Origin of the sequence: Haloarcula sp. CBA1131 (assembly GCF_008728975.1) — an archaeon.
In the GTDB taxonomy this organism is placed as follows: Archaea; Halobacteriota; Halobacteria; order Halobacteriales; family Haloarculaceae; genus Haloarcula; species Haloarcula hispanica.
In genome coordinates this window covers 271,873-289,829 of record NZ_RPCY01000001.1, presented here as the reverse complement: position 1 = coordinate 289,829, position 17,957 = coordinate 271,873, and the positions used below count along the sequence as shown (strand labels likewise).

Annotated in this window: 23 protein-coding genes; 12 read left to right on the top strand and 11 right to left on the bottom strand. The window is 64.5% G+C overall.

The genetic code is table 11. From position 1 onward, the window contains the following. Window positions 1-894: an NAD(P)-dependent oxidoreductase gene (locus Har1131_RS01495; RefSeq protein ID WP_151144733.1), complete on the bottom strand. Its 894-nt coding sequence runs from the start codon at window positions 892-894 to the stop codon at window positions 1-3. Between the two features lie 122 nt (window positions 895-1,016). Here Har1131_RS01495 and htpX point away from each other — a divergent pair, with 122 nt between their 5' ends. From htpX to radA, 3 genes are all read left to right on the top strand, one after another. Further along, window positions 1,017-1,895 (top strand): zinc metalloprotease HtpX, encoded by an 879-nt coding sequence (htpX, locus tag Har1131_RS01490; protein ID WP_050037379.1) that lies wholly within the window; start codon window positions 1,017-1,019, stop codon window positions 1,893-1,895. Between the two features lie 362 nt (window positions 1,896-2,257). Next, entirely contained in the window at window positions 2,258-2,875 is a 618-nt protein-coding gene (locus tag Har1131_RS01485; RefSeq protein WP_151102777.1) for a hypothetical protein, read from the top strand. Between the two features lie 133 nt (window positions 2,876-3,008). After that, the gene (radA, locus tag Har1131_RS01480) at window positions 3,009-4,058 is read left to right on the top strand and encodes a DNA repair and recombination protein RadA (RefSeq protein WP_014039191.1); all 1,050 of its coding nucleotides are present in this window, start codon (window positions 3,009-3,011) and stop codon (window positions 4,056-4,058) included. Between the two features lie 426 nt (window positions 4,059-4,484). Here the strand turns inward: radA and Har1131_RS01475 are convergent, their stop codons facing one another. Both Har1131_RS01475 and Har1131_RS01470 read right to left on the bottom strand, forming a co-directional pair. Then, a complete protein-coding gene (locus Har1131_RS01475) occupies window positions 4,485-5,537 on the bottom strand; it encodes an aldo/keto reductase (RefSeq protein WP_050007583.1) in 1,053 nt (350 codons plus the stop codon). Between the two features lie 24 nt (window positions 5,538-5,561). Further along, window positions 5,562-6,575, bottom strand: coding sequence for a CPBP family intramembrane glutamic endopeptidase (locus Har1131_RS01470; protein WP_014039193.1), 1,014 nt, complete (start codon window positions 6,573-6,575; stop codon window positions 5,562-5,564). Window positions 6,576-6,713: 138 nt separating this feature from the next. Here Har1131_RS01470 and Har1131_RS01465 point away from each other — a divergent pair, with 138 nt between their 5' ends. From Har1131_RS01465 to Har1131_RS01450, 4 genes are all read left to right on the top strand, one after another. Beyond that, on the top strand, window positions 6,714-7,619 hold the full coding sequence (locus tag Har1131_RS01465) for an acyltransferase (RefSeq protein ID WP_064287064.1): 906 nt from the start codon (window positions 6,714-6,716) through the stop codon (window positions 7,617-7,619). A 51-nt stretch (window positions 7,620-7,670) separates the two neighbouring features. Continuing rightward, on the top strand, window positions 7,671-8,378 hold the full coding sequence (locus Har1131_RS01460; RefSeq protein WP_064287063.1) for a hypothetical protein: 708 nt from the start codon (window positions 7,671-7,673) through the stop codon (window positions 8,376-8,378). A 73-nt stretch (window positions 8,379-8,451) separates the two neighbouring features. Then, window positions 8,452-9,138 carry an ATPase domain-containing protein gene (locus Har1131_RS01455; protein ID WP_044951579.1) on the top strand — a complete coding sequence of 229 codons (687 nt, stop codon included), beginning with the start codon at window positions 8,452-8,454 and terminating at the stop codon, window positions 9,136-9,138. Next, entirely contained in the window at window positions 9,135-9,545 is a 411-nt protein-coding gene (locus Har1131_RS01450) for a hypothetical protein (protein ID WP_014039197.1), read from the top strand. The genes Har1131_RS01455 and Har1131_RS01450 overlap by 4 nt, the downstream gene beginning before the upstream one ends. 115 nt (window positions 9,546-9,660) lie before the next feature. Here the strand turns inward: Har1131_RS01450 and Har1131_RS01445 are convergent, their stop codons facing one another. Next, window positions 9,661-9,948 (bottom strand): hypothetical protein, encoded by a 288-nt coding sequence (locus Har1131_RS01445; protein ID WP_023843068.1) that lies wholly within the window; start codon window positions 9,946-9,948, stop codon window positions 9,661-9,663. A gap of 146 nt (window positions 9,949-10,094) precedes the next feature. Between Har1131_RS01445 and Har1131_RS01440 the strand changes: the two genes are divergently transcribed. From Har1131_RS01440 to Har1131_RS01435, 3 genes are all read left to right on the top strand, one after another. Then, a complete protein-coding gene (locus tag Har1131_RS01440) occupies window positions 10,095-10,871 on the top strand; it encodes a PHP domain-containing protein (RefSeq protein ID WP_050007581.1) in 777 nt (258 codons plus the stop codon). A gap of 54 nt (window positions 10,872-10,925) precedes the next feature. Further along, window positions 10,926-11,090 (top strand): DUF6757 family protein, encoded by a 165-nt coding sequence (locus tag Har1131_RS21560; protein WP_014039200.1) that lies wholly within the window; start codon window positions 10,926-10,928, stop codon window positions 11,088-11,090. A gap of 101 nt (window positions 11,091-11,191) precedes the next feature. Beyond that, the gene (locus Har1131_RS01435) at window positions 11,192-11,659 is read left to right on the top strand and encodes a cupin domain-containing protein (RefSeq protein ID WP_050007582.1); all 468 of its coding nucleotides are present in this window, start codon (window positions 11,192-11,194) and stop codon (window positions 11,657-11,659) included. Between the two features lie 23 nt (window positions 11,660-11,682). On the opposite strand, the gene Har1131_RS01430 is transcribed toward Har1131_RS01435, so the two are convergent. The 7 genes from Har1131_RS01430 to Har1131_RS01405 form a co-directional block, all read right to left on the bottom strand. After that, window positions 11,683-12,399 carry a type 1 glutamine amidotransferase gene (locus tag Har1131_RS01430; protein ID WP_014039202.1) on the bottom strand — a complete coding sequence of 239 codons (717 nt, stop codon included), beginning with the start codon at window positions 12,397-12,399 and terminating at the stop codon, window positions 11,683-11,685. 172 nt (window positions 12,400-12,571) lie between these two features. Beyond that, a complete protein-coding gene (locus tag Har1131_RS21555; RefSeq protein ID WP_004516449.1) occupies window positions 12,572-12,709 on the bottom strand; it encodes a hypothetical protein in 138 nt (45 codons plus the stop codon). Between the two features lie 74 nt (window positions 12,710-12,783). Further along, complete coding sequence (locus Har1131_RS01425; protein WP_014039203.1) at window positions 12,784-12,969, bottom strand: hypothetical protein; 186 nt, start codon at window positions 12,967-12,969, stop codon at window positions 12,784-12,786. Window positions 12,970-12,975: 6 nt separating this feature from the next. Continuing rightward, a complete protein-coding gene (locus Har1131_RS01420) occupies window positions 12,976-13,770 on the bottom strand; it encodes an aldo/keto reductase (protein WP_151103926.1) in 795 nt (264 codons plus the stop codon). 118 nt (window positions 13,771-13,888) lie between these two features. Further along, window positions 13,889-14,872 (bottom strand): Gfo/Idh/MocA family protein, encoded by a 984-nt coding sequence (locus Har1131_RS01415; RefSeq protein ID WP_050037390.1) that lies wholly within the window; start codon window positions 14,870-14,872, stop codon window positions 13,889-13,891. Window positions 14,873-14,902: 30 nt separating this feature from the next. Then, on the bottom strand, window positions 14,903-16,198 hold the full coding sequence (locus Har1131_RS01410) for a hypothetical protein (RefSeq protein WP_151144730.1): 1,296 nt from the start codon (window positions 16,196-16,198) through the stop codon (window positions 14,903-14,905). 107 nt (window positions 16,199-16,305) lie between these two features. Further along, a complete protein-coding gene (locus Har1131_RS01405) occupies window positions 16,306-16,593 on the bottom strand; it encodes a zinc ribbon domain-containing protein (protein ID WP_004590026.1) in 288 nt (95 codons plus the stop codon). A 166-nt stretch (window positions 16,594-16,759) separates the two neighbouring features. Between Har1131_RS01405 and Har1131_RS01400 the strand changes: the two genes are divergently transcribed. Together Har1131_RS01400 and nucS are read left to right on the top strand one after the other, a co-directional pair. Further along, complete coding sequence (locus tag Har1131_RS01400; protein ID WP_151102785.1) at window positions 16,760-17,197, top strand: DUF6735 family protein; 438 nt, start codon at window positions 16,760-16,762, stop codon at window positions 17,195-17,197. Window positions 17,198-17,206: 9 nt separating this feature from the next. Further along, entirely contained in the window at window positions 17,207-17,926 is a 720-nt protein-coding gene (nucS, locus tag Har1131_RS01395) for an endonuclease NucS (RefSeq protein WP_151144726.1), read from the top strand. Window positions 17,927-17,957 lie beyond the last annotated feature (31 nt).

Sequence of the window (17,957 nt, the reverse complement as noted above, 5' to 3'; positions counted from 1 at the left end):
TCACTCACCCGTGAGGGTCGGCGCTGCAATGTCGGCGTCGACGGCCTCACGCCAGTCGTATTCCGGCTCCCAGTCCAACAGGCCCTGCGCTTTCGCAGTTGAGAGCGCCGACTGGTCGTCGTCCAGTTCACACTCTGCGGGAAGCTCCCCCCACTGCTCTTCCACGAGGTCAGCCGTCGGCCGGCCGACGTAGTTCTCGGCGGCGGCGACGTTGAATGCTTCGTGCCCGCCGAGGTTGGCATCGAGCGCCGCCGCAACTGCTGTCGCCACGTCGCGAACGTCGACATACGACCAGCAGTTGCCCGCACCGTCGGCGAGGTCGCCCGTGGCCACGTCCCGGCAGTTGTACTCGCCGGGGTACTGAATCCACGACGGGCGGATTGATGCCACGTTGACGCCGTCACGCCGGACGACCATCTTCGCTACTTCTTCGCCGGCGACCTTCGACGTGCCGTACGGGTCCTCCGGCGCAGTCGGATGTGCCTCGTCTATCGGGAGATACGCCGGGAGCGGCGTCTCCTCGGCGAAGGCCAGTCCGTAGGCGCTCTCCGAGGACGCCCAGACGACGTCCGCGCCGGCCCGACCCGCCGCGTCGACGACGTTGTACGTCGCGGAAACGTTGGTGTCGAACACTCGCGTGCCCGCGTGGCGCTCCGGCGCCGGCAACGCGGCCCAGTGGACGACGGCGTCCGGCTCGACCTCGCTGAACAGGTCACGGACCTCGACGCCCTCAGTCACGTCGACGGCTTTGAAATCGATGTGCTCCCGCGTCGGGACCTCCCAGCCTGGGTGGTCCAGGTCCACGCAGACGACGTGGTACTCGCCGGCGAGGTGGTCACAGATCCAGCGCCCGGAACGTCCGCGCCCGCCAGTGACGACGACAGTGTCGGTCATGCATCCGGTTGTTGCCCCGAGAGTAAATGTGTGTGGACCATTCGCTGACAGTCCCTGGCCCTGCCGTGTGGTGCTTTCGCACGATAGCGAGGTTTTAGAGTGTCGACCGTCTATCACTGGGCATGGAGTGGCAAACAGACTGGGGGCTCCGAGGCCGAATGGCCCTGACGATGTTCCTGCTGTTCGCGCTGTACATCGTCTTCCTCGGAGTGCTCGTTGTGGCTTTCGAGAACCTCGCGCTTATCGTGGTCGTCATGGGACTGTTCCTCGGTGCGCAGTTCTTCTTCAGCGACAAGCTCGCCTTGTATTCGATGGGAGCCCGGACGGTCGAACCGGAAGAGTACCCCGAACTCCACCGGACTGTCGACCGCCTGGCTCAGCAGGCCGACCTCCCGAAGCCGAAGGTCGCCGTCGCCGACTCTCGGGTGCCCAACGCCTTCGCCACCGGCCGGTCGAAAGACAGTTCGGCCGTCTGCGTGACGACGGGCATCATGGACACGCTCGATCAGGACGAACTGGAGGGCGTGCTGGCCCACGAGCTGGCCCACATCAAGAACCGCGACGTGATGGTGATGACCATCGCGTCGTTCCTCTCGACGATTGCCTTCCTCATCGTCCGGTGGGGCTGGCTGTTCAGCGGCGGCCGCGAACGTGGCGGCCAGCAGGTACCGGTCATCGTCGCCATCCTCATCTCGCTGGTCGTCTGGGTCATCTCGTTCCTCCTGATCCGGACGCTCAGCCGCTACCGCGAGTACGCCGCCGACCGCGGCGGCGCGATGATTACCGGCAAGCCCGCCGCCCTCGCGAACGCGCTGATGAAGATCGACGGCCAAATGGACAAAGTTCCGAAGGAGGACATGCGCGACCAGGCGGAGATGAACGCCTTCTTCATCATCCCCATCGACGTCGGCTGGATCGGCCGCCTGGCCAGTACCCACCCGTCGACGGAGAAGCGCATCGACCGCCTGCAGGACCTCGAACGCGAACTCGAAGGCCGCTAGAAATAGCTAGTTTTCTGACTGTCAGGTATGACGGAGTGTGCCGTCTCGCAGTAGCTACTGCATAGAGCCAGAAAGCCCCGAGACGCTGGGCTCCTGTGACTCTCACGGCTCGCTTCGCTCGCCGTTCGAGTAGTCGCGGCGCGGAGCGCCGCACACTCGCTGCGCGCTTCGCTCATTCCATTCGCTCCAGTGCTTACGTCGTCTCGTACGCCCAGCGTCTCGCCCCTTTCAGTCCCACCGTTTCGGCTGCTCAATCAGCTACAGGGCGGGGTTTTCTGGCTGTTCTACTACCTGTTCCTGAATCCGACTCCTCCCGCCAGAGACACAAACCACCTTGGTCCCCGGCCCATAGAGACGAGCATATGGGATTGCTCGACGGACTCAAGAGCGTCCTCGGGGTGAAAGCCGAGGCCGACGCGACACGGGACGCCGACCCCGACGATCTGTTCGGAATGAGTACCGCCTACATCACGATGGAGGCCGATCTGGGGTACGAACCAACCGGCGAGGCGGCACTGTGTTTCGCCGACGTCGACAGCACGGACTTCCAGGACGCCGTCGACGAGGTCGAATCTATTCTCGACGCCGGGATGGTCGAGACGGGCACGCGGGCGACCTTCGAGACCGACGACCACGGCTACCAGTGGGTCGTGTTGCACGACGACGACTTCGAGGACCTGCTCACGTCGATTCACTTCGCCGCGGACACGCTCGTCGAGCGGCGCTACGGGTCGCGCCTGCTCGCAGCGCTGTTCGCGTTCGAGCACGCGCGCGAGAACCAGACTGTCTACTGGGTGTACTCGTTCCGCCGGGGCGCGTACTACCCGTTCGCGCCGGACCCTCACGACAGCCACGAACGCAACACGTCCGCGGAGTTCAAACTGGACAGCAACCTCAGCGACGAAATTACCGTGGAAGGCGACAAGGAGTACTGGTATCCGCTGTGGCCCGACCGTCCCGGCTACCACCCCTGGGAGTAGGACGACGCGCTCTTTCCCCTTTCCCATCTAAAACTCCCGATTCCGTCTCGAACGACACCGCTGCCGTCCTACACTTTCACTTTCACTCTGGTGTTAACGAGGCTTTATACCCCCGGACGCACAAGGCACGTCCATGTCCGCAAGTGAGGACCTCGAAGAGCTGCCGGGTGTCGGTCCGGCGACAGCAGAGAAACTCGAAGACAACGGCTACGATTCATACCAGGGGATTGCGGTCGCCTCCCCCGGCGAACTGTCGAATACGGCCGACATCGGCGAATCGTCGGCGGCAGACATCATCCAGGCTGCCCGCGAAGCAGCTGATATCGGCGGTTTCGAAACCGGCTCAACAGTGCTCGAACGCCGCGAGCAGATCGGGAAGCTCTCCTGGGGCGTCGACGAGGTCGACGACCTGCTCGGCGGCGGCGTCGAGACCCAGTCCATCACCGAGGTGTACGGCGAGTTCGGGGCCGGCAAGTCCCAGGTAACCCACCAGCTCTCGGTCAACGTCCAGTTGCCGGCCGAACACGGCGGACTGGAAGGCAGCGCCATCTTCGTCGACTCCGAGGACACGTTCCGACCGGAGCGTATCGAACAGATGGTCAAGGGCCTCGCCGACGAGGTACTGGCAGACACGATGGTCCTCCACGGCATCGTCGAGGAGGGGGACGACGCAGACCCCACCGATGAGGACCTGCTCGATGACCTCGTCGCCTCCGTGCTGGAGAAGATCCACGTCGCGAAAGCGTTCAACTCCAACCACCAGATTCTCCTGGCCGAGAAGGCCCAGGAAATCGCAAGCGAGAGTCAGGACGAGGAGTTCCCCGTCCGCCTGCTCGCCGTCGACTCGCTGACCGCCCACTTCCGAGCCGAGTACGTCGGGCGTGGCGAACTCGCCGACCGCCAGCAGAAGCTCAATAAGCATCTCCACGACCTGATGCGGGTCGGCGACCTCAACAACACCGCCGTCGTCGTCACGAACCAGGTCGCCTCCAACCCGGACTCCTTCTTCGGCGACCCGACCCAGCCCATCGGTGGCAACATCCTCGGCCACACCTCCACGTTCCGAATGTACCTCCGCAAGTCCAAGGGGAACAAGCGCATCGTCAAACTCGTCGACGCGCCGAACCTCCCAGACGGCGAGGGCGTCATGCGCGTCGAAGAAGACGGCCTGCTGAACGAGTAGCCCGAGTCCTAAGGACTACTACCGACGCGACGATTCCAGACTTTTTCTCCGGCGGTTTTCGAGACCCGCAACAGCGTCCGCCCGAACTGGCATGTGGACTGCTCCCGCGCCTCGAACCCCTTCATTTCATCTCGAACCGCCTTCCGTCCCGCGTCTTGCGGCCGTCAGACGCACCGTGGTGAATGTGAAACTTCGCCACCCCAACCGCAAGACGGCGGTACATCTCCTGTCGAAACAGAGGGGTAACAGCCGGGAACCGACAGACAGCTGTCTGGTCGTCGATGTTCTCCAGGGGTCAGTTGTCGACTGGAGATGTCAGAGTCCAACCGCCATGTTTGGACGGTACGAAAGTCGGTGGACAGCGAGAAAATCAGTCGCCCGCCTGATCTGCCGTGGCCTGTGCGTCGGCGCTCCGACACCTCGCCGTCAGTCCCCGGCAGATTTCATCCCGGTCTCTTCGAGGTCCGCACCGCCGACCGACGAGCGCAGGGCGTCCATCCCGTCGTCGCGGTCGATACCGAAGTTGTCCCGGTACAGTTCCTGCACGCGGTCGTACTCCTCGTCGCTGAGCGGCGGCGTATCGGGCGCGCCGGCCCACTCGTCGATGTCGGCGTTCGTCCGGAACGTCGGAGTGACCGACGCCACCTCGTCGTTGTAGAGGAGCCACTGGATGGCCGCCTGGCCCATCGTCCGTGCTCCGTCACGTTCTAGGAACCGGATTTCCTCGACTTTCTCCCAGCCGGTTTCGTACCACTCGCTCGGCCGGTGGGAACGGTGGTCGCCCTTGCCGAGTTCCGTCTCGGGGGTCACCTGCTCGTTCAGCAGGCCCGAGGAGTGCGGGACACGAGCGAGTACCGACGTATCGGCGTTCTGCTCGCGGATAGTGTCGATGAAATGCTGGCCGGGAGTCTGCTCGAAGAGGTTGAAGACGGTCTGGAGCGCGTCGAATTCGTTTGCGACCGCAGCGTCGCCCTCGGCGAGCCAGCCGATAGAGGGGCCGAGCGCCCAGCCGATGGCCTCGACTTTCCCTTCCTCGCGGAGTTCGTCCAGCGCCTCCAGCACGTCCTCGTCGACCTCGTCGACGTTGGCGTTGTGGAGCATCAGAAGTTCGACGTGGTCCATGCCGAGGCGGTCGAGAGAGCGGTCGACGGCGGTGTGAACCCACTCGGGCGTGACCTTCTTCGGGAGTTCGCCGTGGCCGGCCTGGGGGTTGTTGTAGAAGTCGTAGCCGATCTTCGTCGAGACGGTGACCTCGTCGCGGTGTTCCGCCAGCGCCTCGCCGATGATCTCCTCGCTGTCGCCGTGGCCGTACACGTCGCCGGTGTCGAAAAACGTCACGTCCTCCGCGAGTGCGTGCTGGACCATGTCGATAGCATCGTCGCGGGTGCGGTCGCCCCACCAGTCCGTGCCGACGACCCAGGCACCGAATCCGACTTCCGAGACCTCGACGCCGGAGTTTCCGAGTGTCGCGTATTCCATACCCGTTGTAGTGGCGCTGTCCACTTAGCCGTCTTGGTTTGCGGTGTCGGACCGCGTCCGAATCCGGAGCTCGGGGGTGGCGATAGCATCGAGCAGTTCGACCGTGCCGTACTCGCGGTGGACCCACCAGTATAGCGCGGCTCCGCCGACGCCAAGCAGCGGGAGCGCGATGAGGCCGCCTTCGGGGCCAAAGTTGCCGCCGGTCACCAGCGTCGGGCCGGTCGCATCGGTTGAGAGCAGGGAGACACCCATGCGGAGGCCGCTCACGGGGAAGCCAAGCAGTGCCAGCGTGTAGTTCCAGGCGACGTGGAAGCCGCTGGCGACCCCGAGTCGCCCGGTCAGGACGTAACACGCACCGAGCAGGAGGCCGTAGAGGGTGATGTTGGTCACGCTGAGCAGCGACGCGCTGGGGTTCGTCCAGTGGAGAACGCCGAATAGCGCGCCGGTCAGCGCCGTCGCGGCGATGACCGCGCGGCGCTTCCCGACCCAGCCAGCGAGCCCCTCGGCCGCATTCGTCAACAGGTAGCCACGGACGAGCACTTCCTCTGCAGTCGCCTGGACGATGAAGAACGCTCCCAAGAGGAGGACAGCGACCGGCGGTCCGAACGCGGTCAGTGGGAGCGGCCCGCTGTCGACGGTAGCGAAGATGACGCTGACTTCCACGAACCCTGCGCCTAGCTCGACAAGCAGGACGAGCGTGGGAAGCCCCGCCCCGAGCGCGAGGCCGAACGCAGCGTCGCGCCACCACTGTCGGTCGAACCCTAACCCGTAGTCAGAGAGCGTCCGTCGGTCCAGCAGATAGCCGAGTACGACAGCGACGGTGGTTCCGGCCGCAAAGAGCGCAATCTGGCGCGCAACTGCGACCGCTGGCGTCACGCCCACCACGGACGACACCACTGCGACCACTCCTGAGAGCAGAACGAGGCCGAATCCGGCGAGAAACACCCACAGCGTGACCCGCCACGGCGCTCGCAGCCGGCGCTCAGAGGGATTGACGATGTAGCGCCGTATCTCCATGATGAAATCCGACCTGACCATGTCGTCGTCTGGAACGGCGGCGTCTTAACTGTGGCTTGCTCGCCGAATTCCGTGGTATACGGTGTCGTGACACGGGTGTTACTGGGTAGGTTTCAGGTAACGGAAACCCCTATCTGCCCGCGAAGCCACGTACTCGACATGACGAAGCGTCACGTGTCGCTGCCACCGCTCGCTGAAGAGGGGCTCAGGGCGTTCATCGACGAGGTCGACGAGCGCCTTTCCGGTGACGAGGACACCTGCGATGTTGTCACTGACGTGTTGGTCGACCTCCACGGCGACCGGGACGCCTACGAGCGCTGGCAGGACGGCGCGGATATCTCCCCGGCCGAGCGGGTCCGGCTTCAGGGCTATGACCCCTGTAACACGACCCTCGAAAGCGAGTACTACGCCGAGAAAGACGAGGAGCGGTTCAAACGCTCGAAACACCTCCAGTGGCTCTGGCGGCAGTTCGACGCGACGCCGATGGCGGACAACGTCGAGTTCGCGCTCCGGTTCCGGCGGATGCTCGCCGACCACCTCTTTGACTCCTGTGGCGAGGGCTGTCGCTTCTTCAAGGGCATCACGTTCACCTACGGCCACAACATCGAGGTTGGTGACAACGTCGTGGTCCACGACGACGTCCACCTGGACGACCGCGGGAGACTCACTATCGGCGACCGCGTCTCTATCTCCGACGACACCCACGTCTACAGCCACGACCACGACGCCGTCGACCAGACCCACGTCGACAACTACCACACCATCATCGAAGACGACGTGCGCCTGACCTACGACTCGATGGTCCGGGCCGGCGTCAAAGTCAGGGAAAACGCCATCCTCGCGGCGAAGTCCATCGCCGGCAAGGACATCCCAGCCCATCATATCGCCGCCGGCACGCCGGCGAAGTCCCTGACCGTCAAGGACGGCTGGGAGTCCGTCGCGGAACCCATCGAGGGGGCGAACGTCGACCGCCGCGCCGAGCGGCAACTGTCCGTTACCCTGCCCGATAATCTGGAGCAGTTCGACGAGTTCCAGCGGGACCTCCAGCCGCCGGACCGCCAGTAGCCGGTGCGGCCACGCCGGCAGTCCTTTTGCCGCACCGACCGAACCCCTGGTATGCGAAGCGTCGCCATCAACGTCGGAGCGAACACGAACGAGCCCGGCTTTCGCGGGCCACTGTTCTCCGACGGCACCTTCGAGTATATTCCCATTCCCGAATCGAAACCGACCAGCGAGCCAGTGCCGACCTACGGCGACCTCGACCTGCGGACCGACGTTTCTGCGGTGGCCGACCAGCCGGTCCACTTCGACCCGGAGTTTCCCGAGGCCGGCGGCGAGCGCTACACGTACGGCGACGAACACGGCGTGAAGGCCGGCCCGCTCTCGGAGCTGTCGGCCGGTGACTACCTGTTCTTCTACGCGACGCTGTCGATGGCCGACGAGCGTTCGGCCTGGGCGTCGCCGAAGTGGGGTGCCCACGTCATCGGTCACTTCCAACTCGCTCGTGACGCGGTGACCGGCGACGAGTACCGGGACCTCCCGTCCGAGGAACAGGCACAGTTCGCCTCGAACGCCCATGTGAAACGCGACCCCTTCGACGCTCGCGTTCTCATTCGCGGCAACGCTGACGAGTCACGACTGTACGACACGGTCGTCCCGCTGTCGGCACCGAGCGGCGGCACCGACGCGAACGAACTGGTCACCGAACTGTCGTCCGACTCGGGGAAGGGGCCGTGGTGGCGACGGCCGATGCGGTTCGACGAGGCTGGCACGGAGCGACTGCTCGAACTGGCTGATAGCCACCCCAGCGCCCTCGAACGCTGAGGCAGCCGAATGAGTTATCACCGGTGAAAATAGAATGTGAAAGCATATGTCCAGACGGACTCAGGTAGCTGATATGCGTCTCTCTAGTGGGGTCCCCGGCTTCGACGAACTCATTGAGGGGGGGCTACTCCCGAATCGTCTTTATGTGGTCAGCGGCCCGCCGGGCAGCGGGAAGACTACTTTCTGCTCACAGTTCATTACACAGGGCGTCAAAGAGGGCGAGACGTGCCTGTACGTGACGATGCACGAGACCAAGACGGAGTTGATGCAGGACATGGCCGGCTACGAGTTCGGGTTCGACCGGGCCATGCAGTCTGACGCCATCCAGTTCCTCAACCTCGTCACCGAGAGCGGAAAGCGAACTATCACGCAGTTCGGCAGCGAGGGCGGCCTGACGAACCGCCTCGTCGCATATATCAGACAGAACGACATCCAGCGGGTCGTCATCGACTCGACGATGCTGTTGCAGCATTTCATGAACGACGTCGAAGACGAGATCACGGGCTTTCTCTCCGCGCTGAAACAGACGGACGCGACGACGCTGCTCATCTCTGAGATGACCGACCCGTCCTCCTACAGCGACGAACACTACCTCGCACACGGCGTCGTCTTCTTCCACAACTTCCTCGAAAACGGGAGCATGACCCGCGGCGTCCAGGTTATCAAGATGCGAGGCACTGCCATCGACTGTGACATTCGGGAGATATCCTTCTCTGACGCCGGACTGCAGGTCCACGCCGACCGGAAAGTGGAGACATGAGCCGCTACGAGCGCGAGTTCGGGACCGACTGGGAGACCCTCGACAAGGACGAGGCGACCGACCGGGCCTACGCCATCGGCGTCGCCGAGCGCCTCGGGGAGTACAACCGCGAGGAACTCGAAGCCATCTACGCCGAGATGAACTCGGCGTACCACAAGAGCATGGTCGAACTCGCGTACGACGAAGGCCGCAACGAAGCGAAGGAAGCGGCGGAGACGACCAACGCCGACCGGGACGCCCTCTGGGCCGACCTGATCAACGGCGAGAAGACGTACATCGACGAAGACGACGTGCCGACCAGCGGCCGCGACGGTCTGCCGTCGGCGCTCGACTCCTCGGAACTGCTCGACAGGCAGTCGATCGACAGCACTGACGCCGTCGACAGACCGGACTTTCTCGACAGGTAGCTGGCTCCAGTGTGTGCACTCACCGACAGCGATAGCGCTGCTGCTCGCCCGTGTAAAAACGAAGGAGACGGGAAACCCGTCCAGAGCTGGGGTGGCCGCAGGTAGTGCTGGGCCGTTAGAAGGAGACTTGGTCCGGCCCGTCTTCGCCCATGCAGACCGGGTCGCGGTCGGAGTAGCCCTTTCGGCCGATGGCCTTGCTCGACACGCCCGCGAACGCCGCGAACTCGGCGTCTTCCGCGCTCTCGAAGGTTTCCGGGGCCGACCGGCTCAGCGCGTCGCCCAGCCGTTCGGTGCCGTTTGGCAGTTCTAGCTCCATGTCGCCGTCGCCCTCGATGATCTCTTCAGCGGAAACCGGGTAGTCATACGATTGGAAGGCGTCCGTCGCGTTGCTTAGCATTCGCATATGTCCCGAAAGTTCATGGTCGATAATAAACCTTCACTATAGATAATCATAATGTCTCTTAATGCGTATAAGGAACTCACGTTTCGTGTGCCCACGACACATGGCTCGACCAGAAGCGGCTTGCTGCTGGGGATTGTGGGTGTTGTATGGTCGTCGCTGACTTGCACGTACACACGACCCGCTCCGACGGGACGCTCTCCTTCGACGAGGTCCCGGCCGCCGCGAGACGAGCGGGCGTCGAGGTCGTCGCCCTCACGGACCACGACCGACTCCAGCCTGCACTCGACAGCCCCGTTACCGACCGGGACGGCGTGACGCTGCTCCACGGCATCGAACTCCGCGTCGAAACCGGGACCCAGCGACTGGACCTGCTGGGCTACGGCGTCGACCCGACCGACGAACTCCGGGCCGAGTGTGAGCGCATCCAGCGGAACCGCCGCGAGCGCGGCGCGCGCATCATCGAGTGTGTCGAGGACCGGTTGGGCGTCTCGCTCCCCGTCGAACCGCGTGACGGCCTGGGTCGCCCCCACATCGCCCACGGGATCGCCGAGGTGTCGGATCACACCTTCCAGTCCGCATTCGACGAGCTAATTGGCGACGACTGTCCCTGTTACGTCGCCCGGGAGGTCCCGTCCTTCGAGCGCGGCTGTGCAGTCCTCTCGGACGCGTGCGGGCTGGTCGGCCTCGCCCATCCGTTTCGATACCCCGATACGGCGGCCGCGCTGTCCAAGTGTGCGTCGCTCGATGCCGTCGAACGGTGGTACCCCTATGGCCGTACGGTCGACGACAGCCTCGTCGACGACGCTATCGAGCGATACGACCTCGTGCCGACGGGCGGCAGCGACGCTCACGGCGAGACGCTGGGTGACACCGGTCTGGACGCCGCCGCCTGGGGCAAGGTAGAAACAGCGCTCAGCGTCTGACAACCGGCAGACGGAACCCGAGGGTTCAATGTCGTCCGGGGCTACTATTCAGGTATGCAGTGTCACTACTGCGACCGTGAAGCCGACATCGCCGTCGAGAGCGACGGCATCAAGGTCGGTGTCTGCAAGACGCATTTCCGTGAACAGATGGCGGAACTGGAAGACGCCGACTGGCTCGAAGACCTCGACGAAGAACTCGACATCGACCGACGCGAGTGACCGACGCTCCGTTTTGCTGCTTCTGCCGTGGCGTGCCCCAGTGGCACCGATGTGACTCGCCCTGACTAACGGTTAAGGACTGTCCGCTGTACATGGCAACTATGGAGAAAGTCAGTCTCGACGCCGTCGAGTCGCGAATGGGGCCGGCGTCGGTCAAGCGGGCGCTCGCCGGGTCGCTCGGCACCGACGCCATCGCGCTGAACTACTACGAACTGGCACCGGGCGAGTCCTTCGGCTTCGGCTACCACCGACACCCGGACCAGGAGGAGGTGTTTCTCGTCCAGTCGGGCACAGCGACGTTCGAGACGGAGGACGGCGACGTGCGCGTCGGAGCCGGTGAGGCCATCCGCTTTGCCCCCGGTGAGTGGCAACGCGGCCACAACGAGGGCGACGTGCGCGTCGTTGCGCTTGCGCTCGGCGCGCCACAGGAGATGGGCGACACGGACATGCTTCGGCACTGCGAGGAGTGTGGCGGTCGCACGCACAACTACGTCGAGATGACGGACGACCGGGGCGCGCTGGTGACACGCTGTGAGGAATGTGATGCCGAGACCGGCCGGTTCACCTGACCGTCAGAAGGTACTTCGACGGCTTAGTCATCGGAAGCAGCGGCGGTGCCGGTCGCGTCACCAGTCTGACGCGCAGCGAACTCGGTGAAGTTGTCGAACAGTCGCTTGGCCTCGCAGGCGGCGCGGTAGTTCTCCTCCGTGACGCCGTCCAGCACCGCCTCGATGCGCTCGTCGGAGAGTTGCTCGTCCTTGCCTTTCGTCACCGTCTCGGCCGTCTCCGGGTCGTACTCGGGGTGGAACTGCACCGAGAAGACGTTCTCTTTCCGGAACCCGTGGACGCCGTAGTCGTTCTCGGCGAACGTGGTCGAACCCGGCGGCACCTCGGCGACACGGTCCGAATGCGTCGTGAAGACGGTGAAGGACTCGTCGACGCCGGCGAGCAGTTCGTTCTCGCCGTCGTGTTCGACGGTTCGGTAGCCGATCTCGTACTCGTCCATCGCCTCGACGGTCCCGCCGAGCGCGTGCGCCAGCAGTTGGTGGCCGAAACAGACGCCCAGGAACGCGATGTCGCGGTCGACCGCGTCGGTCACCCAGGATTCGAGGTCCCGTATCCAGGGCTCGTCCCAGTAGACGGACGCGCGGCTGCCCGTGACCAGACAGCCGTCGAACGCGAAGGTGTCGGGCAGTTCGCGTTCGGTCACGTCGTATTCCACGAGGTCGGCGTCGAGTTCCCGCCGGAAGTTCCGGCGGTTGTCATCGCCGTCGTGGGCCGCGTTCAGTAGGGCGATCCGTGGCCTCATTACCAGTATGCAGCGGCTCAAACGGTAAAAACGTACGTACTGACGGTAGTGATTGCCGCTCACAGTGACGGGACACCGGCGTCGAAGCAGGCGCGGGTACAGCGGCTATCGGAGATAACTGGCCATTCAGAACTGTCTCGCTACGGGGCGTCGACGACTACGTTACGTGCGTTTACGTTTGGTCCGCTTCTGGGTTGTTCGTCCGCCGATAGGAGCCCACCATCTTCCACAGCGTGTCGTTGAAGTCGTCGTTGTTGGCTTCGCTCTCGATCTGCCGGTACAGGTTTTCCGAGACTTCGATACGGGGCATCGAGTGTGTATAGAGAGCGGGAGTAAATAAATCTCCGCTGACACGGAATCGAGTAAAAGCTTCAACGAACTCCTCTAGGGCCCGTATAACCATCTGGCACCGAAAGAGACGAACCAGGCCATCCAGACGCAGAATATGACCAGCCACGTCCCGTACTGGACTGTTGGGTCGGGAATCAGAACGTACGCCACGACAAGCAAAACGGCGATGCTTGCCGCGGCTGCGGCGTCCCAGCGGTCCAGTGCGGGCGGATCGACCATCTGGGACTACTGTGAAATGCCGTAAGTATCGTTGTCCCAGTCGTTGACGCCGGTGTCGTAGACCGCCTGCTCGCGTTCGATGGCATCGATTCGCTCGCGGTCGGCGGCGTCGAGTTCCCAGTCGAACAACGCGAGGTTCTGGCGGACGTGCTCGGGAGAGGAAGACTTCGGTAGCACCACCACGTCGTTCTCGACCGCCCACTTCAGGATAATCTGGGCCGGCGACTTGTCGTATTCCTCGGCTAACTCCTGAATCACGTCGTCGGCGAACACCTCGGTCCGACCCAGCGGTGCGGCCGCCTCGACGACGGTGTCAGTGTCGCGGCAGAACTCGACGACTTGGTCCTGGGTGTTCCAGGGGTGGTACTCGATCTGGTTGACGGCGATGGGCACGTCGGCGACGTGCTGGGCGGCACCAAGCTGGTACGCGCTGAAGTTCGAGACGCCGACGTTGCGGATCTTCCCCTGGTCGTGGAGCGTCGCCATCGCGTTCATCGTCTCGCGGATAGAGACAGCGGGGTTTGGCCAGTGGACGAGATACAGGTCGAGAAAGTCAGTCCCGAGGCGGTCGAGCGACGCCTCGCAGGCCTCGATGACGGACTCGTAATCGAGGTGCTTGGGCAGCACCTTCGACGTGAGGAACACGTCCTCGCGGTCGTAGTCGGCCAGGGCCTCGCCGATTTCGGCCTCGTTCCGGTAGCCTTCGGCGGTGTCGACGTGAGCGTAGCCCGCATCGAGCCCCGCTCGAACGGACTCCTGTACGGTGTCGCCGTCGATGTCCCACGTCCCGACGCCGACCATCGGCAGTTCGTCGCCACTCGGAAGCGTCACTGTTGGGGGTGTCACAGTACGTGCCTCATCCGCCGCAGTCAAAACCGTTTCGCGCTCGTCGTGTCGTGGCACACGCCCGATTTACGTTTCACTCGGGACTGGCGATGTCGACCGGCTGGCCGGTGTCCGCGCTCCGGGCCAGCGCGTCCATGGCGCGCATGTTCCCCAGCGTCTCGGCCCGGTCGATGGGCGGCGCTTCACCGTTTTCGACGGCGTCCGCGAACGCCTCGACCTGCAACTGATAGTGGTCCACCGGGTCGAACGTCTCTGTGACCTCGCGGCCGTCGACGCTGTACGTCAGCGAGACTGACTCGTCGTGTTCCGGGCCGAAGCAGTTCGGCGCTTCGAGCCAGCCGTCGTCGGTCTCGACCCGGTAGTACTCCCGCCTCGGCCCGTCGAACCCGCAGGAAACCGAGGCGACCCCCCCGTCGTCGTACGAGAGGACGCCGCTGAAGTTCGTGTCCACACCGCTGTCCCGGGAATCCCGGGCATGGGCAAACGCCCGGTCCGGCTCGCCGAGGAAGCCCCGGGCCGCGCTGACGGCGTAACAGCCCACGTCCATCAGGCTCCCGCCGGCCAGTTCCGGGTCCAGCCGGATGTTACTGGCGTCGCCGAGCGAGAACTTGAACGACGCGTCGACGGTGTGTACCTCGCCAAGTTCGTTTTTGACGATTTCCCTTGCCCGCCGGGTCCGCGGGTGGAACTGATACATGAACGCCTCCATCAGCGTGACGCCCTGTTCGGCACAGTAGTCGAAGAGGTCCACTGCCCCGGCAGTGTCGACGGTCAGTGGCTTCTCACAGAGCACGTCGAGCCCGTGGTCGGCGGCCCGCTGGCTCCACTTGGCGTGGAGCGCGTTCGGAAGCGGGTTGTACACCGCGTCGATATCCGCCTCGGCGAACATCGTCTCGTAGTCGCCGAAGGCACTGTCTATATCGAGGGCCTCGGCGACCTCGCTGGCACGGTCCCGGGTTCTGGAGCTGATCGCCGCGACCGTGTGGTCCGACTTCTGGATGCCCGGAATCACGTCCTTGCGTGCGATTTTCGCCGTCGAAATAATGCCAAAGCGCATACCGATACCCGACTCTCCGTTGATAAACAATTACCGACCTTTCGCTTCTGACTCGACGCTGACTTCCTGTTCGGATACGGCGGCCAGTCCGTCCGCTGGCGGCTCGCGTCTGTCGGGCACGAGTTCGGCGGCCACCTCGCGTGCGCGCTCGAAGTGGGCCGCCGCACCGTCACACGCGGCCCCGGCACTCTCTCGCTTTGACTCGTCGCTGCCCTCACGCAGCGCCTCTTGCCCCGCTTCACGGTGTGCATCGACCAGTTCGACGGCGATGTCCGCGAGCGCCTGTCGGAGCGACGCCCGGTCGCCGTCGAAGCGGCGGTCACGACCCCAGTCCAGTTCGTACGCCGTCCGGTATCGGTCGAGGGCGGCTTCCCAATGTGTGGCCCGCGCTGCCGGGTCCGTCGCGGCTCTGGCCGCGCCCGCAGCCGCCTGTGCCGCGTCGACCGGGGCCGACAGGAGTTCGGCGTATTCCGCCTCGACTGCGTCCCGTGCGTCCGTGATGGCTTCTGCCGACGGCTCCGGTGCCGTTACCGCCAGTGCTCGTTCGTACTCGACGCTGGCCTGTGCGTACGCATCCGCGGCCCGCTCGTACGCCCGGTCCTCCCACGCGTGCCGGGCCGCGTCGCGGTGCTCCTCGGCCGCCCTGACGTGCCGTCGGCGCTGGCTGGTGTCGATCTGTGCTTGCGTTGACTGGAGGCGTGCATCGATGGTCGCTGTCGCCCCCTTCCCCAGCGATTCGACCCGTTCCCGTCCGCTATCGAGTGCCTCCTGTGCGGCCGTGATGTGCGTGGCTGCTGCGTCGGGATTCGCCGCCTCCAGTGCCGCCGTTGCAGCCTCGACCTGGGATTCTGCCCGGTCGAGTTCGGTTAGCGTACGGGTCCAGACCTGTGTGGCTTCGTCGATGAACGTCCGTACTGGCGCTAGATCGCCCTTGCATTCGAACGCCCAGCGGTCTTCGTCGACGGTGACGATTTCGAGTGTCGACGTACGGAGCCCCGACTGACAGTGTACGGCCACAATGTCTTCGCAAGGGAGCGAAATGGTCCGGTCGCCGTTGTCGTCGCCGACGACGAACACGACCCGGATGTTCGTTGCAAGCAGATACGCGCGGTAGTCGCCGGCCGGCGTGAGCGACTTATCGTTTCCCCGGCCAGCGACGACGCCGGACCGGTCGTTGTACGCGAGATATCGTGGCGTCTCTGCCGCCCGTAGATACTGCCCCAGCGGCTGCTCGAGCCGGCGTGTGCGTCCGAACAGCCCGTCGGTGTTCGCTCGCTCGAATATCTCCGGTCGACCCGAGGAGCGTACGTCGATAACGGTTTCCACAGTCTACCCCCGTTCGTCAGTATATTCAAATATATATTCGGAGAAATAAATACTTTGGCCGACAGCAGCGCTCAATCCGGTTGATTCGACCCCGGCCTTGTAAACGGTCAGTACGGCTGGCTTCGATCCGTCGGCTGACGCTGCGGGCTCCCGCTCGTCAGGTCGGCGACGCACTGCCGGCAGAACTGGTAGTCCTGCTCGTTCCTCGCCCCGCAGTGGGGACAGTCGATGGATTCAGTGCTGTCGTCGGTGGCGCTGCCACGGCGCCCTTCGGTATCGCCCTGCCCGGTCGCACCGGCGGGGTCACCCCGGTGCCGGTACGCATACAGCATGGTCAGGACATGGAGCCCCACGAGAAGCGCGATAGCGCCGTAGAGCCACTCGCTCACCATCATATGTAATGATACGTGAACGTACTACTTGAGGGTTGTGCTGGGTTACCAATGGTCGGTGGTTTCGGTTACGCTGGCGGGCACTCGATAGGGATCCTGTAGGCCAGCGTTCAAATAGGACCACGGAGCCACGGAACCCCATGCCCGCTTACACGCTCGGTGGTCCCTGATGGGTCGTCGAACGCTCGTCGCTGTCACCCGTCCCGACGGCCGCTACGACTGCCGCATCGCACACTGGGGCGTCGACGCCGACCCCATCGCCCAGTCCCGGCCGCTGGGGAACGACTGGACGGCGTCGGCTGTTCTCGCTGCCATCGATGCTACCCACGACCGGTTGGTCGTGCTTGACGGGTCGGTCCGGACCTACACCGTTTGCTGGCTCGATCCGACGCTGTCGGACCTCGACGATATCGTTCTGGCCCGCACTACCGACGCTGATGCGTTTCGGAGGTGGTGGGTCGACCGCAAGGACGAGGCCTGTCGCGCCCTCGATAGCGACGGCTGCGACCCGGAAACTGTTCGTCGCGCCCTGCTCGCGTCGCTCCGAAACCGCGCTTCGTCCGTCCACTGCCCTGACGACGCGTCCTTTTTACGCGGGGACCGCTAACCGCCACCCGTGACCGCCGTCGAGACGCTGACCTACCCCGACCCCACCGACGCGCTGGACCTCGCGTCGCGCAACGCCGACCGCGGCGCGCTGGTGACGCTCGTCGGCACCTGTACGGTCGAGTACGAGGGCCGAGCGGCCAGTTCGCTGGGGCTCGGCGACCGCCATGTGATGCTCAAGCCCGACGGGGCCGCGCTGGTCCACACCGACGAGGGCCAACAGCCGGTGAACTGGCAGCCGCCGGGCTGTGAGCACAGCATCAGCGTCGACGACGGCTCGCTGGTCGTCCGCTCCACGCGGTCGACCCCCGAGGAGTCGCTCGAAGTGGCCTTTGAAACGGTCGCCCACGCCGCCGCCTTCGACGTGACCGACTCCAAGGACCTCGCGCTCACCGGAACGGAGGCCGATCTGAAAGACCGCATCCTCGACGAGCCGGCGCTGGTGGAGTCGGGCTTTACGCCGCTTGCGACCGAACGCGAGACCCCCGCCGGCGCGGTCGACATCTACGGCGAGGACGCCGACGGCCGGACGACGATACTCGAACTCAAGCGCCGGCGCGTGGGTCCCGACGCCGTCGGCCAACTGGGTCGGTACGTCGATGCCCTGGAGCGCGACCTGCACGCCGACACCGAGGTCCGAGGTATCCTCGTCGCTCCGTCGGTGACCGACCGAGCGCGTCAGTTGCTCGCCGAGAAAGGGCTGGAGTTCGTCTCGCTCAAGCCGCCATAACCGCTATTTTCTCCTCTTCTCTGGGAGCTGT